Annotated in this window: 11 protein-coding genes; 5 read left to right on the plus strand and 6 right to left on the minus strand. The window is 33.9% G+C overall.

Annotated features, from left to right (window positions below; translation table 11 throughout):
* The first annotated feature begins 4 nt into the window (after window positions 1-4).
* A complete protein-coding gene (locus MUN68_RS11705; protein ID WP_249996094.1) occupies window positions 5-1,228 on the plus strand; it encodes a peptidylprolyl isomerase in 1,224 nt (407 codons plus the stop codon).
* Window positions 1,229-1,410: 182 nt separating this feature from the next.
* Here MUN68_RS11705 and MUN68_RS11710 read toward each other — a convergent pair whose 3' ends face one another.
* Window positions 1,411-2,874 (minus strand): aminoacyl-histidine dipeptidase, encoded by a 1,464-nt coding sequence (locus MUN68_RS11710; RefSeq protein WP_249996093.1) that lies wholly within the window; start codon window positions 2,872-2,874, stop codon window positions 1,411-1,413.
* A 118-nt stretch (window positions 2,875-2,992) separates the two neighbouring features.
* On the opposite strand from MUN68_RS11710, the gene MUN68_RS11715 reads away from it, so the two are divergent.
* The 4 genes from MUN68_RS11715 (at window position 2,993) to MUN68_RS11730 (ending at window position 9,407) form a co-directional block, all read left to right on the plus strand.
* Complete coding sequence (locus MUN68_RS11715) at window positions 2,993-3,997, plus strand: DUF3810 domain-containing protein (RefSeq protein ID WP_317134777.1); 1,005 nt, start codon at window positions 2,993-2,995, stop codon at window positions 3,995-3,997.
* 87 nt (window positions 3,998-4,084) lie between these two features.
* Window positions 4,085-7,060 (plus strand): amidohydrolase family protein, encoded by a 2,976-nt coding sequence (locus MUN68_RS11720; protein ID WP_249996091.1) that lies wholly within the window; start codon window positions 4,085-4,087, stop codon window positions 7,058-7,060.
* Window positions 7,061-7,070: 10 nt separating this feature from the next.
* A complete protein-coding gene (locus MUN68_RS11725) occupies window positions 7,071-8,378 on the plus strand; it encodes an amidohydrolase family protein (RefSeq protein WP_249996090.1) in 1,308 nt (435 codons plus the stop codon).
* A gap of 12 nt (window positions 8,379-8,390) precedes the next feature.
* Window positions 8,391-9,407 carry a metallophosphoesterase gene (locus MUN68_RS11730; protein WP_249996089.1) on the plus strand — a complete coding sequence of 339 codons (1,017 nt, stop codon included), beginning with the start codon at window positions 8,391-8,393 and terminating at the stop codon, window positions 9,405-9,407.
* Between the two features lie 166 nt (window positions 9,408-9,573).
* Here the strand turns inward: MUN68_RS11730 and MUN68_RS11735 are convergent, their stop codons facing one another.
* The 5 genes from MUN68_RS11735 to MUN68_RS11755 form a co-directional block, all read right to left on the minus strand.
* The gene (locus tag MUN68_RS11735; RefSeq protein ID WP_249996088.1) at window positions 9,574-10,377 is read right to left on the minus strand and encodes a DUF6503 family protein; all 804 of its coding nucleotides are present in this window, start codon (window positions 10,375-10,377) and stop codon (window positions 9,574-9,576) included.
* Between the two features lie 104 nt (window positions 10,378-10,481).
* On the minus strand, window positions 10,482-10,643 hold the full coding sequence (locus MUN68_RS11740; protein WP_249996087.1) for a hypothetical protein: 162 nt from the start codon (window positions 10,641-10,643) through the stop codon (window positions 10,482-10,484).
* 27 nt (window positions 10,644-10,670) lie between these two features.
* Entirely contained in the window at window positions 10,671-14,639 is a 3,969-nt protein-coding gene (locus tag MUN68_RS11745; RefSeq protein WP_249996085.1) for a T9SS type A sorting domain-containing protein, read from the minus strand.
* A 191-nt stretch (window positions 14,640-14,830) separates the two neighbouring features.
* Window positions 14,831-15,517 carry a response regulator gene (locus MUN68_RS11750; RefSeq protein WP_249996084.1) on the minus strand — a complete coding sequence of 229 codons (687 nt, stop codon included), beginning with the start codon at window positions 15,515-15,517 and terminating at the stop codon, window positions 14,831-14,833.
* On the minus strand, window positions 15,510-17,237 hold the full coding sequence (locus MUN68_RS11755) for a sensor histidine kinase (RefSeq protein ID WP_249996083.1): 1,728 nt from the start codon (window positions 17,235-17,237) through the stop codon (window positions 15,510-15,512). The genes MUN68_RS11750 and MUN68_RS11755 overlap by 8 nt, the downstream gene beginning before the upstream one ends.
* Window positions 17,238-17,243 lie beyond the last annotated feature (6 nt).

Raw genomic sequence — 17,243 nt, forward strand, 5'->3', positions numbered from 1 at the left:
ACTTATGAAATTGATTAGCAAAACTCTACAGCTTTCTATGCTGTTTTTACTTATTACAGCAGCCTCATGTAAAGAAGATCATCCTGATTTAGAAGATGGTCTTTATGCTGAATTTATTACAACTAAAGATACCATGATTGCAAAATTATTTTATGACAAAGTACCTGTTACTGTTGCAAATTTTGTTGCTTTAGCTGAAGGTACACATCCAATGGTTGACGAAGAATTTAAAGGCAAGCCTTATTATGATGGATTAACATTTCATAGAGTTATGAATAACTTTATGATTCAAGGTGGTGATCATACTGCTACTGGTTCTGGCACTCCTGGATATCGTTTTACTGCAGACTTTAGTTCAGAGTTAAAGCATGACAAACCTGGTATTTTATCAATGGCAAATGGAGGTGGCTTTAATACTAATGGAAGTCAGTTTTTTATCACTGAAGTGCCTTATCCTAGTTTAGATGCTTTCAATCCTGATGGCACATTAAAACCATGTGACCAACCAAGAGTGAGTTGTCATTCTGTTTTTGGTGAATTAGTTAAAGGCATTGAGGTTCAAGATTCTATTTCTAATGTAAAAGTTGGAGCAGGTAATAAACCTGAAGTAGATGTTGTAATTACAAAATTAAATATCATCAGAAAAGGATCTGCTGCAAAAGCATTTAATGCCGCTAAAGTTTTTGAAGATGGTTTACCTAAAGTAGAAGCTGGTATCGAAGAAATTAAAGCAGAAGGATTAAGAAAGGCTGAACAGGAACAAAAAGAACGTGAATTAAAGATTGCTACAGCTGCCGAAGATACTAAACCACTACTTGAAGACTATAATTCTAAAAGTACAACTCTAGCTTCTGGACTTAAAAAACATATTATTAAAGAAGGTTCTGGTATAAAACCAAAAATAGGTCAATATGCTATGATTGCTTATGAAGGTTATTTTGTTGATGGTAAATTATTTGATAGTAATTTAGAAACCATTGCTGAAAAATATGGAATGTTAAATCCACAGCGTCAAGCAGCTGGAGCTTATGGCCCAACTAAAATGCAAATCACACCTGATGCACAAATGATTGCTGGATTTAAAGAAGCTATTGCATCTATGGAGATTGGTGAAAAAGCATTTTTCTATATTCCAGCACATCTTGCTTATGGCGAACGTGGTCGAGGAGGAATACCTCCAAATACTGATTTGACATTCGTATTAGAACTGACAGAAATAGCAGAATAAGCACTTGTTATAATCTTTATTGAATAGACAATAAAAATTTTAGTTAATAAAAAAAGCCTTTCATTTTGAAAGGCTTTTTTTATTTATGTCATTCAGAGTAAAACTAAGAATCATTCAAATTAGTCTTGAAATTTTTCATATACGCTCGAAATGACATACATAATTCTACTTATAACTGTTTTTTATTTCTTAGGAATGCGTTTTAGAATCTCTAAAACAAAGTTCCAATATTTTTGTGCTGAAGAAATTTGTGCGCGCTCATCAGGTGAATGTGCTCCTTTAATATTTGGCCCAAAACTAATCATATCCATATTTGGATAATTTGTTCCAAGTATACCACATTCTAATCCTGCGTGACAAGCAGCAACATGAGGTTCTTCATCATTGTTTAATTCTTTATATAAAGGCACCATCACTTTTAAGATGTCTGAATCCATATTTGGTTCCCATCCTGGATAATCACCTCCAAACTCCACTTCACAACCAGTCAATTCAAAAGTTGATCTTAAACCATTTGCCAAATCCCATTTTGAACTTTCAACAGAACTACGTGTTAAACATCCAACTTTAATGTTTCCGTCTTTAACAATAACACGAGCAATGTTATTAGATGTCTCTACCAATTCCGGAATGTCTGGACTCATTCTAAACACGCCATTTAATGCTGCATATAATGCTCTTGTTAAGCCTTCTTGAACACCTAAATCCATGATTTGTTTGGGCGTTTCCGTTTTTGAAACCTCGATTACTAAATCAGGTTCCATGGTTTTATATTCTGTTTTTATCTCGTTTGCTAAATCGTTCATTTCAGACACAAACACGTCTTCGTGCAAAGCATCGATAGCAACAATAGCATTACTTTCTCTTGGAATGGCATTACGTAAACTTCCTCCATCAATTTCAGAAATACGCAATCCAAAATTTTCAAAACCGTCAAATAAGATACGATTCATCATTTTATTTGCATTACCTAAACCTTCGTGAATTTGCATTCCTGAATGACCACCTTGTAAACCTTTAACTGTTACTTTATAACCAATTTTAAACTCTGGAGTTTCTTCTTGCTCATACGTTCTTAAAGCAGTAACATCAACACCACCTGCACAACCTACTCCTATTTCATCATCTTCTTCTGTATCTAGATTTAAAAGAATCTCACCAGAAAGCAATCCACCTTTTAAGCCCATTGCGCCAGTCATACCTGTTTCTTCATCAATCGTGAATAAGGCTTCAATAGCTGGATGCTCAATCTCTGAACTTTCTAAAATAGCCATAATCGTTGCTACACCTAAACCATTATCTGCACCTAAGGTTGTTCCTTTAGCTCTAACCCAATCACCATCAACATACATCTCAATTCCTTGTGTATCGAAATCAAAATCAGTATCGTTATTCTTTTGATGCACCATATCTAAATGGGATTGCATAACGATGGTCTTTCTATCTTCCATTCCTGAGGTTGCAGGCTTTTTAATGATGACATTTCCAACTTCATCTTCAATCGTTTCAAGACCTAAACTAGTTCCGAAGTCTTTCATGAATTGAATCACACGTTCTTCCTTCTTAGATGGTCTTGGAACTGCATTTAAATCAGCAAATTTATTCCAAAGTCCTTTAGGTTCTAATCCTCTTATTTCTGTGCTCATGTTATTCGTTTTTTAGTTTCGCAAAGGTACATCTTTTTAGTATTTTTGAGTCATGTTGAAACACAAAAAAAACCTTATTGCCTTCTCTATTGTTCCTCAGATTATCCTGCTAAAAATTTTGACGAACTATCCAACATTTGTAGAATCTATTTATAGTCATGGTATTTACATTTACATTTCTAAAGGGATGCGTTATGCGTTTGGTTGGTTGCCAATTTCGGTTGGTGATGTCTTATATACATTATTAGGTTTATATGTAATTAGATGGTTTATCGTTAACAGAAAGCGAATCATACAAGAAACGAAACAATGGTTTTTAGATGTACTTTCGGCGCTATCAATTGGATATTTTGCCTTTCATATCTTGTGGGCTTTTAACTATTATAGGTTACCACTTCATGAATCTTTAAACATTGACAACGATTATACGACTGAAGAATTAGTGAGTTTAACAGAACAATTAATAACTAAAGTTAATACCATTCATTTAAGTATTACAACACATGATTCTTTAAAAGTAGAGATGCCTTTTACAAAAGCTGAAGCCTTAAAGATGATACCTGATGGCTATGATGAACTTTCAAAAACATTTCCATATTTAGCTTATCATCCTAGGAGCATTAAAACATCTATTTATAGTTTACCATTAACCTATATGGGATTTTCGGGTTACTTAAATCCGTTTACAAATGAGGCTCAAGTAGATGGATTAATTCCTACTTACAAGTTTCCTACTACTGGAAGCCATGAAGTCGCACATCAATTGGGATACGCTGCTGAAAATGAAGCTAATTTTATTGGTAGTATGGCAGCTATGCAGCATCCAGATCTATATTTTAAATACTCTGGACATGCTTTTGCTTTACGACATTGTCTAAATGAAATTTATAGAAGAGATTTAGAGGTTTATAAAACCATTCTTCCAAAACTTAATATAGGTGTTTTAAAAAATTATAAGGAAGTTAGTGATTTTTGGAATGCATATGAAAACCCGACAGAGCCTATATTTAAAAGCACGTATAATAATTTTCTAAAAGCAAATAATCAATCTTCAGGCATGCAAAGCTATAGTTACATTGTAGCTCTATTAGTTAATTACTACAAATCAAATCCTATGGATTAAAGACTGAAACGTTAAAATATTAATATATACGACATCGTTTTCTTTTAATTTTTATCTTTAGAAACATAATTTTAATCCACTAACTATATGTCTAAAATTCCTCTAAGGGTTTTACTCTTTTTATGCAGTTTTTCTGTATTAGCTCAAGAGTATTTTCCGAAAAATGATGGTGTAAAAACCATTAATTCTAATTTCACAGCATTTACTAATGCAAAGATTCACGTTACACCAAGTCAGGTTATAGATAACGGAACCCTTCTTATTAAAGATGGAAAAGTAGTTGCATCTGGAACACAAGTAACCATTCCAAAAAACACAACGATAGTTAATATTGAAGGTAAAAGTATTTACCCTTCATTTATTGACATGTATTCAAACTTTGGCGTAGAAAAACCTAAACGTGAAAGTGGAGGTGGCAGAAGTCCACAATACAATCCGTCACGAACTGGATACTATTGGAATGATCATGTTATGCCAGAAAACACTGCGCTATCAAAATTTAAGTTTGATAACAAAAAAGCTAAAGAACTTTTAAGTGCAGGTTTTGGAGTAGTGAACACACATATACAAGACGGTATTGTAAGAGGTACTGGAACTTTGGTAGCCTTAAATACTGAAGGTGGGAATGAAATGGCTATCCTTGAGCAAAACTCTGGGCAATATTTTTCTTTTAGTAAGAGTGTTACTTCTAGACAATCATATCCTGGTTCTATAATGGGAAGTATGGCTTTATTACGTCAACTCTATTTAGATGCAGATTGGTATGCGAAAGGCAACAGTAAAACCAAAGATTTATCAATTGAAGCCTTAAATAAGAATAAAAGCTTGGTACAAATTTTCTCTGCAGGAAGTCGTGCAAATGGATTGAGAGCAGACAAAATTGGTGATGAAGTTGGTGTTCAATATGTGATTCTTGGAGGAGGTGACGAATACGAGCGTATTAATGAAATTAAAGCTACTAATGCTTCGTATATTATTCCGATAAACTTTCAAGATGCTTATGATGTAGAAAATGTGTACTTAACACAATCTTTAGCATTAAGTGATATGAGAGCTTGGAATCAAGAGCCTTCAAATCCGAAAATTCTTGCAGATAACAATATTACTTTTGCATTTACGGCACATGATTTAAAATCTCCTAAAGAATTTAAAACGAAACTTATGAAGGCCATTGAATATGGACTTTCTAAAGAAAAAGCATTAGCAGCCTTAACAACAACTCCTGCAAAACTATTAGGAAAACAATCCGAAATTGGCAATCTTAATAAGGGAGCATATGCTAACTTTTTAATTACCTCTGGAGATATTTTTGAAAAGAAAACAACTGTTTATGAAAACTGGGTTCAAGGCACACAAACTGTCATAAATGATATGAACACGAAAGATATAAGAGGTGACTATACATTTTTAGTTGCTCGTGAATCTTATGAAATGACTTTAAAAGGAGAATTGAGTAAGTTAAGTGCTGATATTACTAGTAACGGAAAGAAACGAGGTTCGAAAGTGAGTTATAAAAATAATTGGTTATCTATTTCTATGACCTCAAAAGATTCTACACAACAAAAGTTTATTAGATTAATAACTAATGTTACTCAAGGCGATCATTTAAATGGAAAAGCGTTGTTTCCTAATGGTGATGAGTTGACTTTCTATGCTAAAAAAGTAGGTTCTAAAACTAAAGATAAAGCTTCAAAAAAAGAAGGTAGTTCTGCCCTTAAAGAAATCACACCTGTTACTTATCCGAATATGGCTTATGGTTTTAAAGAACTACCAAAGCAAGAAACCATATTATTCAAAAATGCAACGGTTTGGACCAATGAAGTTGAAGGTATTTTAAAAACAACTGATGTATTGGTTAAAAATGGTAAGATCGTAAAGGTCGGTAAAGACTTATCTGACTCCAGTGCACAAGTAATTGATGCTACTGGAAAACATTTAACCTCAGGCATTATTGATGAGCATTCTCATATTGCAGCTGCTTCCATCAATGAAGGTGGGCAAAACTCTTCAGCAGAAGTTAGTATTGAAGATGTTATTGATGATGAAGATATTGACATCTACCGAAATCTTGCAGGTGGAGTAACTGTTATTCAAATTTTACATGGTTCGGCAAATCCTATTGGTGGACGTTCAGCAATTATTAAGTTAAAATGGGGAGAGAATGCTAACAATTTAATATATAAGGACAGTCCGAAATTTATCAAATTCGCTTTAGGAGAAAATGTAAAACAATCTAACTGGTCTAGCTTTGAACGTTTTCCTCAAACAAGAATGGGCGTTGAACAATTATACATTGATTACTTTAGTAGAGCGAAAGCTTATAATGCTTTAAAGAAAAGTGGTAAGCCTTACCGAAAGGATATTGAAATGGATGTTATTGCAGAAATATTAAACAAGGAACGTTTTATTTCTTGTCATTCTTATGTGCAAAGCGAAATTAATATGTTGATGAAAGTTGCAGAAAAATTTGATTTTAACATCAATACCTTTACTCATATTCTTGAAGGCTATAAATTAGCAGACAAAATGGTTGAACATGGTGTTGGAGGTTCTACATTTAGTGACTGGTGGGCTTATAAATACGAAGTAAACGATGCTATACCTTATAATGCAGCCATTATGCATAATGCTGGTGTTGTTGTTGCGATTAATAGTGATGATGGTGAAATGTCTCGTCGTTTAAATCAGGAAGCTGCAAAATCTGTTAAATATGGAGGTGTTTCTGAAGAAGATGCTTGGAAATTTGTCACATTAAATCCTGCAAAATTACTTCATATTGATGATAAAGTTGGAAGTATAAAAGTTGGAAAAGATGCAGATTTGGTTTTGTGGTCTGATCATCCACTATCTATTTATGCTAAAGCAGAGAAAACTCTAATTGAAGGCGTTACTTATTTTGATATCAAGCGAGATGAGATCATGCGTTCTCGAATTAAAACAGAAAAAGCTGAACTTATCAATGAAATGATGCTGGCTAAGAACAAAGGGTTAAAAACACAACCTATCAAGAAGAAGGAGAAGGATCAAATGCATTGCGATTACATCGATCATGAATCAAATTAAACAGAAACACATGAAAAACACACACTTATATATTGTTTTGTTGCTTTTATCATTTGGTATTACAAATGCGCAACAAACACCTGCTAAAAAGCAAACAAAAACTATAGCCATTACTGGAGCTACTGCTCATATTGGAAATGGAGATATGATTAAAAATAGTTTAATCATCTTTAAAGATGGGAAATTAATTACTGTTGTTGATGCTACTGTAGCCAAAATGGATCTTACAGGCATGGAAGTTATTGATGCTAGTGAAAAACATGTGTATCCAGGTTTTATTATTCCTAATACTACTTTAGGTTTGGTAGAGATAGATGCCGTTCGCGCTACAGATGATGACTCTGAACTCGGCTCATGGAATCCTCATATTAGAAGTTTGATTGCCTATAATACAGAATCTAAAGTTGTTGAATCTTTACGACCAAACGGTGTGCTTCTAGCACAAGTTACACCTCGTGGTGGACGCATTTCTGGAACTTCATCTGTAGTGCAATTAGACGCTTGGAACTGGGAAGATGCTGTTGTTAAAGAAGATGATGGCATTCATATGAGTTGGCCCAACAATTTTAGTCGAGGACGTTGGTGGCGAGGCGAAGATCCAGGAATGAAGATAAATAAGGATTATGAAAAACAAGTTAAAGAAATAGGAGATTTCTTTGCAGCTACAAAGGCTTATGCTAATGTAAGTAACTCTACTTTGAATTTACCTTATGAAGCAACTAAAGGCCTGTTTGATGGTTCTAAAAAGCTCTTTATTAATGTAGATGATGAAAAAGGAATTATTGATGCCGTTAACTTTTCTAAAGCAAATGGTGTAACAAACATGACTATTGTTAGTGGTAATGAAGCTTATAAAGTTGCTGATTTATTAAAACAAAATAATATTTCGGTATTACTACAACGTGTACATTCTAGACCTGGACAAACAGATGATGATTATGATTTGCCTTTTAAAATGGCAAAATTATTAGTTGACAAAGGGGTACTTGTTGCTCTAGAAGGCAATGGACAAATGGAACGTATGAATGCTAGAAACTTACCTTTTTATGCAGGAACCACTGTAAGTTATGGATTAACAAAAGCACAAGCATTACAACTTATTACTTTAAATACTGCAAAAATATTAGGCATTGATGCTATTTACGGTTCTTTAGAAGAAGGTAAAAGTGCGACCTTATTTATTAGTGAAGGAGATGCTTTAGATATGCGTACCAATATTCTTTCACATGCTTTTATAGATGGACGATTGATAAGCTTAGAATCTCATCAAACGACGCTATGGAAACGTTATTCTGAAAAACTTAAAAATCAAGACTAAACAATTTTAATATTGAAGCAGATAACACAATTTTTTAGAGTCATTTTTATTCTTATTGGCTACATTAGTATTGGTCAAGGCTTGAATGATGGCCCTTATGTTTTTATTGAAGCCAATGGGTTAATTAAAAAATCTATTATTGATGGCAAAATTGTTTCTGAAGCACTTCTTCTTACTGCTTATGATACGATTTATACTCCTGAGGTTTCTGTTTTTTCTGGTGTAGAAGAGATTGCTGCTTTGAGCGATATTCATGGTCAGTATGATTTGGCTGTTGAGATTCTAATAAACAACAAGATTATAGATCAAGAACTTAATTGGAGTTTTGGTAAAGGACATCTTGTTATTGTTGGTGATATTTTTGATAGAGGACCGAAAGTAAATGAAATGCTTTGGCTGATTTATAAGCTTGAACAACAGGCTGAAGACAAAGGAGGTCATTTACATTTCTTACTTGGCAATCATGAATACATGGTATTACATAAAGACCTAAGATATGTTCATGACAAGTATCTTGAAGTTGGCACACTACTCAACTTAGAATACGATGAAATGTATGATAAAAGCACTGTTCTTGGACGCTGGTTGCGATCGAAGTCTACTATTTTAAGATTGAACAACCATGTATTTGTACATGGTGGCATTTCTCAAGACTTTTTATCTGTAATTGGTTTTAATATTGAATCGATTAACGCTAGTATGAGAGCTTCAATTGACATTAGTAAAGCTGAACTAAAATCTACTAATTTTTATACCAACTATTATGGCACAACTGGTCCAATTTGGTATAGAGGTTATTTTACAGACAACTTAGAAGATGCTGTTATTGATGATGTATTATCAATAACAAACTCTGAGCATATTGTTGTAGGTCATTGTTCGTTTGATGAAGTAATACGTGTGTTTGATGGTAAAATATATGGTGTAGATTCGAGTATTAAAAAAGGTCTTTATGGAGAACTTCTGTTTATAGAAAATGGCGTGTATTATCGAGGCACAAAAGATGGGACTCGAAAAGCGTTTGAATAAGAAAATATAAGCGTCGTAATTATAAAATTACGACGCTTTACAATTATATTTTTATCAGTTAGTGAATATCTTTAATATAATTAACTATAAGATGCTAAAACGAATTCAACATGACGTGTGAGATTAATATTACAGCTTAAACTGAAGGTTTTAACTAAAATTATATTTATTCAACAACCTCAGCACCTTCTGGTTTAGCAAATACTTTTGCTTTCATTTTCATTTTAGTAAGTCTTACATCAGAAAACTCAACATCATTACGTTTTGTAGTAGGCACATTGTTTTCATAGTTATACCAAGTTAATGTTTTAGGTAGTTGAACTCCGTTTACATTTTGCCACTCACTGTACTTTATAAAGTGAAACTCTTTTCCTTTTTCTTTTGAGAAGAATGTTACCGTGTAGCCTAACCAAGCCATTTTATGTGTTTCGGAATCGTAATATAAGATGTATTCATCTTCAGGTGATTCTCCTACTCCACTTTGGTAAGATATCTTGATTCCTGGATATGTTTTTCCTTCAAAATTTAAAGGTTTTGCATCTTCATAAACAATTCCATTATCAGCTAAAACAAACGGCATCGCATAGAAGTAAAACATTAAGTTGTAATAAAACTTAGGTTTCCCTTTATAGCTTGTTGTGTCTTTTTTGTGGAGCCAAACGTCTTGACCATCATAACCAATGGTGTGCTTAGGCATTTTAATTAGTGAGCTTCTATTATGCAAATCTGTTATTGTTGTTTCATTTCCAGAGTCTTTAGCCATTGTAAACGTGAGTGTTTGCATCTCTTTCCAAGTGTCTACTCCTCCATGTGCATTGAATATTTTTGTAATTGATTCTGGGTATGTGCTTGTTGTGATGTCTAATTCTGTTTCTGAATAATCTACAGGCTCCACAGGTTTAACAGTTTTATCGTCTTTACACGAAGAAAAAACAATCAATGTAATTAATAGCAAACTTTTAAGTTTCATAGGATAGTATTTATGGTTTTGTGCTTAGACGAAGGTACAGAGAATTGTTTACAAAAAAGCCTCAGAATAATACTGAGGCTTTGACAAAACGATTTGTTTTATTTTTATTCAAAAGGGTTTCCTCCTGGGTCTGGTGGTGAGGATGCTTGTGCCTGCTTAGGATTTAAGATTATAAAACTCCCTATAGCTGTTAAGGCTGCATACTTACCCATTTTGGTTAAAGCTTCCTTTCGTGTGATTTGATCTTTGCTTGCTTGTTTTTTCATTGTATTTATGGTTAAATGAATACTCTTTTATTTAAAGACTACTTTTTGTGTTTTTTGTTGTGTGTTGTTTTTAACACTTACCACATATACACCTCCACTTAAATTTGATACATCGATACGGTTTTCTAACACTGAATTATCTAATGTTTTTGATAATACGTTTCTTCCTTGGATGTCGTATACTTCTAGTGTTGTTGTACTTTGTAATTGTCCAGTTACAACTAATTCTTTCGAAGTATGTAAAGCAAAAATATTTAATGCATCAAAACTACTATCTACAGTTGATAAGGCATCTTCAGAAGTTCTTAAAAAGAAACGCCCTGTACCAGATAGGTTAGTTGCTGGAGTGATGATGTAGTCACCTGAATTTAGTATGGTTGTTGTGTTTGCAACAACATCATCAAGATATACATTTACAGATTCTGGTAATGTCGTTTCTGAAATAGAAAATGTAATTTGTTCGCCTTGATTTGCATTGACTCCTAAAGGAATAGAGATTTCTGTAAGGTCTGTTGCGTTTAGGGTTTGTAAGGCTATTGGCTTACCAACGTTATCTTGTAGTAAATGTGAATAGATACTAAACTCTGGTGCTTCTGTTCCCCAAAGGGCTGCATCGTAGCCTTTGTCTAATCCTTGACTTGCATTGGTGTTGAAATAGACATCTGTGTTGTATGATTTTGTATTTGAACTTAAACCGAGTTTAAGATAGACTAACTCTGCATTACGACCTGCAATGAAATCATCACTATCTCCTGTGGTTTGCATAGCAGGTGTGAACTCTAAATCGTAGGCATTAACACTAGCAATATCGGCAGCGACAAAGAAACCTTGTCCTGGTGCCATGACTGTAGAAGCCGTTGTATTTGCTAAGTTGTAGATGGTCCAACCGTTTTCGGCATTACCATCGTAGCCATAAATAGCAGCAGATTCATCTACAAACAGATTAAGGTTTGATACACCTGACTCTACTTGATGGTTTAAGAATGTTTGAACATTTAAATAAGATGGGTATGGATTTCCTACTAAGTTCCATTCTGAATAGGCAGTCGTAGCATCGATGATATTTAGAGTTACGGTTGCTGGAATTGTTCCTGTAAAGGTTAACGTTTCACCAGTATTGGTTGCAGCACGATACCCTATACCACTGGTTAAATTTGCAATGGTGTTAAAGTCGTAATTTTCATAATCACCCGTTGTTTTATCGAAAGGTGCAAAAGCATAGGCTGTTGGTGCTCCTGGATTGCTTAATAAAGCTGTGGCATTTACAGGATCTAAAAAACTTGTCCATGTTTGTCCCGATAGTGGTGGTGAGATTAGGTCATTACCAAGTAGATTGGAGTTGACGTATCTGTGGTATTGGATATCTCCAGATATTGCACCATCACCAACAACACTAGAATAGCTGGTGGCATTAGACTCTAAACTGATACCATTAGTAACGCTTAGAGTTACACCTGTGTCTAGCAAAAGCCCAGCACCAGGATTTACTGTTACCGTATTTGCTGTTGTAGAAGCATTAAAGGTTGCATTACCCATTTCTATAATAATATCATCATCTAAAGTTGCCACTCCATTTGGATCGCTTGGTGCCCAAGCGCTATTATAAGTATAGGTTTCCGCAAAACTATTGGAAGCAAAAAAGTATACAACACCATCATTGTTATTACCAGGTGCACCAACAATAGCATTATTACCGTCAATAGCTACGTCACTTCCAAATATATCAAAAGTATCAGCATCAGAAGCTATTAGTTTCGTTTGTTCTGTCCAGTTTGATCCAGAGCGTTTAAATATATAAGCAGAACCTGACCTATTGCCAGCTTCCTCATCAACAGGTGCTCCCACTATTGCATAATTACCTTTTATATCTACTACAATTCCGAATATATCATCAGCATCAGCATCAGAGGCAGTTAGCTTAGCCTGTTCTGTCCAATTTGTTCCAGAGCGTGTAAATATATACGCAGAGCCTGATCTATAACCATCATCTTCATTTCCAAACGCACCAACAATGGCATAATTACCATCTATGGCAACGGAAGTACCAAATTGATCGCTTTCAGCTGCATCAGAAGCTGTAAGTTTAACTTGTTCTGTCCAGTTTGTACCTGAACGCTTAAATACATATGCAGCTCCTGAAGCTGAGCCATCATCATCAACGGCACTAGCTCCAATAATAGCATAATCGCCATCTATAGCAACTGTAGCTGCAAAATAATCATAATCAACTGCATCAGATGCTGTTAGTTTAGCCTGCTCTGTCCAGTTTGTACCAGACCGTGTAAATACATATGCAGCACCTCTACCATTATTTTTATAATAAGCTCCCACTACAATATAATCACCATCTATTGAAACACCATGCCCGAAAAATTCATAATCACCTGAAACAGCGTCAGATGCTGTTAGTTTAGCTTGTTCTGTCCAGTTTGTACCTGAACGCTTAAAGACATAAGCAGCACCAACACCGCTATCTTTGAAATAAGCTCCTATCACTGCATAATCACCACTTATTGACACACTATAACCAAAATAATCATTGATAATAGGGTCAGAAGCTGTGAGCTTAGCTTGTTCTGTCCAAGTGCCACCTGATTTTATAAAAATATAAGCAGAACCAGAATTTGATGTGGTATCATCATCACTAGGAACACCAACAATGGCATAATCGCCATTAATTGAAACACTATGTCCATAATCATCATTAGCTGCACCATCAGAAGCTGTGGCGTTGATGATTTCGTTCCAGTTGACGTCTGCTGGTGGCTCTGGCGTTTCTAATTCAAAAACGTAAGCAGAGCCTGAGCCACTACCTGCATCACTATTTACAGGAGCACCTACGATTGCATTTGTATTTACCCCATCTATACCAACTGACCATCCAAACAAATCACCAGTAGCACCATCTGCAGGCACAAATTTTTCTTGCTGAGACCAATTAGAACCTGAGCGCATATACATATAAGCAGCACCAGAATTAGTACCACTAGCATCAGCACCACGAGCACCAATATTGATATAATCTCCTCCTATTGCGATAGAAATTCCAAATAAGTCGGATGCTGCTCCATCTGCTGCAGTTAATTTTTCTTGTTGGGACCAAGCAGACCCTGATCTAAGAAATACGTAAGCTGAACCTGAACTACTACCATCATCGTCATCAAAAGGAGAACCTATAGCAATGTAATCTCCAGAAATAGAAACACTTAAACCAAATTGATCACTAGCAGCAGCATCTGAAGCGAGTAACTTAGATTGTTCTGTCCATGTATTCCCTGAACGATTAAAAATATAAGCAGAACCTGAGTCTGTACCATTATCATCATTTCCAGGAGCTCCTACAATGGCATAATCACCAGAGATAGCAACAGATTGTCCGAAAAAATCTACATGAGCCGTATCGGATGCAAGAAGTTTAGTTTGCTCTGACCATGTTACTCCCGAACGATTAAAAATATAAGCAGAACCTGAATTTGAACCCACAACGTCATCGTTTGGCGCACTAATTATTACATAATCATTATCTATAGCAACAGATGTTCCGAATCGGTCGTCTGTACCACGGTCGGATGCATTAAGTTTAGTTTGCTGTGACCATGTTGAACCAGAACGTATAAATATATAGGTAGAACCTGTTTGTGAAGCTCCGTCATCATCAAAAGGTGCTCCTACTATTGCGTAATCACCTGAAATAGCAACAGAATAACCAAATTGATCTCCAGCAGCTGCATCAGATGCAGTTAACTTAGCTTGCTCAGTCCATTCATCTCCAGAGCGTACAAGAATGTAAGCAGAACCAGAATCTACTCCCGAATCATCATTACTACGAGCTCCAACAATGGCGTAATCACCATCAATATCTACTGAAAACCCGTAGGCATCTTGAGCTGCAGCATCTGAAGCCAAAGCTTTAGAAATTTCGTCCCAGTTTTGGGCTTGTAAATTGTAGGTTGTAAATAAAATAAAGGCCAAAGCCCATAGTACTTGTTTTTTCATGATTGTTTTTTAAAGGTTATATGTAGTTTGACACTTTAGATAAACACGTGTTTTTCCTACAAAATGTAGGCAAAATAGTACGCCAGAATCTTAAAATTTAAAAAATGTTACGAAACACCCTTTTTATGTTAAGAACTGACGAAGTATCTGTAAATTAAGATGTAAGGTATTTGTTAGAAAGTATCCTTTAATTAGTTTTTAAATGGCAAATCTTCTTTTAATAGATTAGAGATTTTAAACGTATCTCCATTGGTCATCGTTATCGTAGAACTATTAAATTGAGATATAAAATCTGGATTTATTGCTACTCTTCTATTAATTTTATACAAGAGATTAGGAGGTAGTAATTTTAAAAATTCTTTTAAGGAAAACCTAATTAGTTTTTGGTCTTCATTAAGGTGAAGCTCTAGGTAGTTCGATTCTGACTTTATATACATTAATTCTGAAACATCTAGTCTGTAATTGGTTTTGCCTACGTTAAAACTTATTATGTTTGACGTATTAGTGTTTTGATTAGCAAATATCAAATCAAGATTTGTAGTGAGTACAATAGTATTAATCGGTTTTACAAGATAGCCTTCAGGTTGAGTTTTTATTAGTTCTTCTATGGTGTTACTATCTGAATAAGACGTTAAGTATATGATAGGAATACCAAACTCTGCTTTGATGACTTTCGCTAAATCTATTCCAGATTTCTGACCAAAAATATTGATATCTAACAATACTGCATCAGCTAGAGTTGTGTGTAAATATTTAAGTGCTTGCTCATAACTTATTGCAATACCTAAGCAATTATAACCATGTTTGCTAATGATATTTTCAATTTGCTTTGCAATAAGCACTTCATCTTCTACAATGAGAATGTTTTTTTTAATCATCCTTTTTTAAATTGAGTTTGAAATGATAGCGGCTTTGTTCTCTACTGTAGATCCCATTTAATTGCTGTACCATACTTTCAATGATGAATAATCCGAGCTGTTTTGTCTCTTTCTTTTCTATAAACTTTGTTCCAGAATCTGAATATTGTAATAGGATAATATTGTTTTCTAAATCGCATTTTATATGCAATTGCAAAGTTGTTTCATTACTTACAGCATGTTTGATGCTATTATTTACAAGTTCATTAATTAAAATCCCAATAGGAAGCAAGGTGTCCATATTAAGAGCTATATCTTTTGCATCCATAGTATAAGATATCTCTCTCTTAGAGATATGTATCGGACCATCGAGAACTCGAGTTAAATAGGTTTTAAGTTCAATTTTATCATTTATACTTGAAATATCTTTATAAGAGAATTGTTCGTGAGCTTCAGCAATTGTTTTCACCCTGTTTTCAAGATTATTTAGAATCTTTTGACTATTGATATCATCTGTTTCATTAGCATGAAAATTAATTAAACTTACAATGAGAGACAAATTGTTCTTTACACGATGATTGAGTTCTCTTAATAAAACATTTCGTTCAGAAAGTGTAATACCAAGCAGTTTATTTTTCTTTAATATTTCTTCTTTTTGTGTTTTATTTTCCTTATTTTTTTTCTTAATCCTACCCAATGCTAGGATTAATAATGTTAATAAAACACCAAAAACAGAAAGCACAAAAACTAATAGTTTTTTTTCATAGTTTACAGACTCTAGTTGTTCTCCATAACGTTTTTCTTCGAATTTAATTTTTAAATTTTCTTTTGCTTCTTCGAGTTTTGAAATACTTTGTCGTTGAATAGTTAAATTTTTCATCACATTTAACTCTTTACTTTTTTTTAAGTAATAATACGCTGAGTCATACACGTTTTGCATCTCATATATTTCATCTAACTCATCATAAATAAGCATCATGGTTATACTATCCTTCATTCTTGATTTCTTAATATGTAACCCTTTAAGAAGCATCTTTTTTGCTTTATTATATTCACCATTTTCTTTGTATGCCACAGCTATATTTTTTAATGCAAATGCCATATCATCAAAATTTTCTAATGCCTCATAATTTTTAATAGCTAACTCTAAATCTTTTAATCGCTGCTTATAGTCATCAGGGTCAGATAATCTATCAATTAAAAAAATAGCTATGGAAACCACATCATCATAGTCATTTGTTTCTCCAAATTTTTTAGCTTCATATGCTAATGGAAGTGCTGCTTTTTTATTACCTGACATTCTAAATAAAGATGATTTTCGATATAAGAATATTCCATAATATTGATCTTTGGGATGAGTGTTGTAATACTGTTCTACGCTATCCAATTTTTTTAAACCATCAGTAAACTCTTCATAAATTTCAAGAATTAACGCTTCACTTAACCACACTCTAACTTTATATTTTTTTGAGAGTAAATTTTGTGAGTATAATTCTGTTGCCAATTTTATTGCTTGGTCTAATTTCCATGACTCAGTAAGTGCTTGGAGTTTATAAGTAGTTACTATGGCTAATTGAATTTCGGAAAGGCTATTTGAAGACTTCAAACTATCTACTTCTTTCAGAATTAGAGTTGTATTTTTAGACTGAATTGCTTTTTCTAAACGCTGTAATTCGTTTTCAAAATCAACTTTTGGTAGCTGACTGAATGATTTAAAAACACACATTAATGCAATTAACATTGCATA

The sequence above is a fragment of the Psychroserpens ponticola genome (assembly GCF_023556315.2).
GTDB classification, from domain to species: domain Bacteria; phylum Bacteroidota; class Bacteroidia; order Flavobacteriales; family Flavobacteriaceae; genus Psychroserpens; species Psychroserpens ponticola.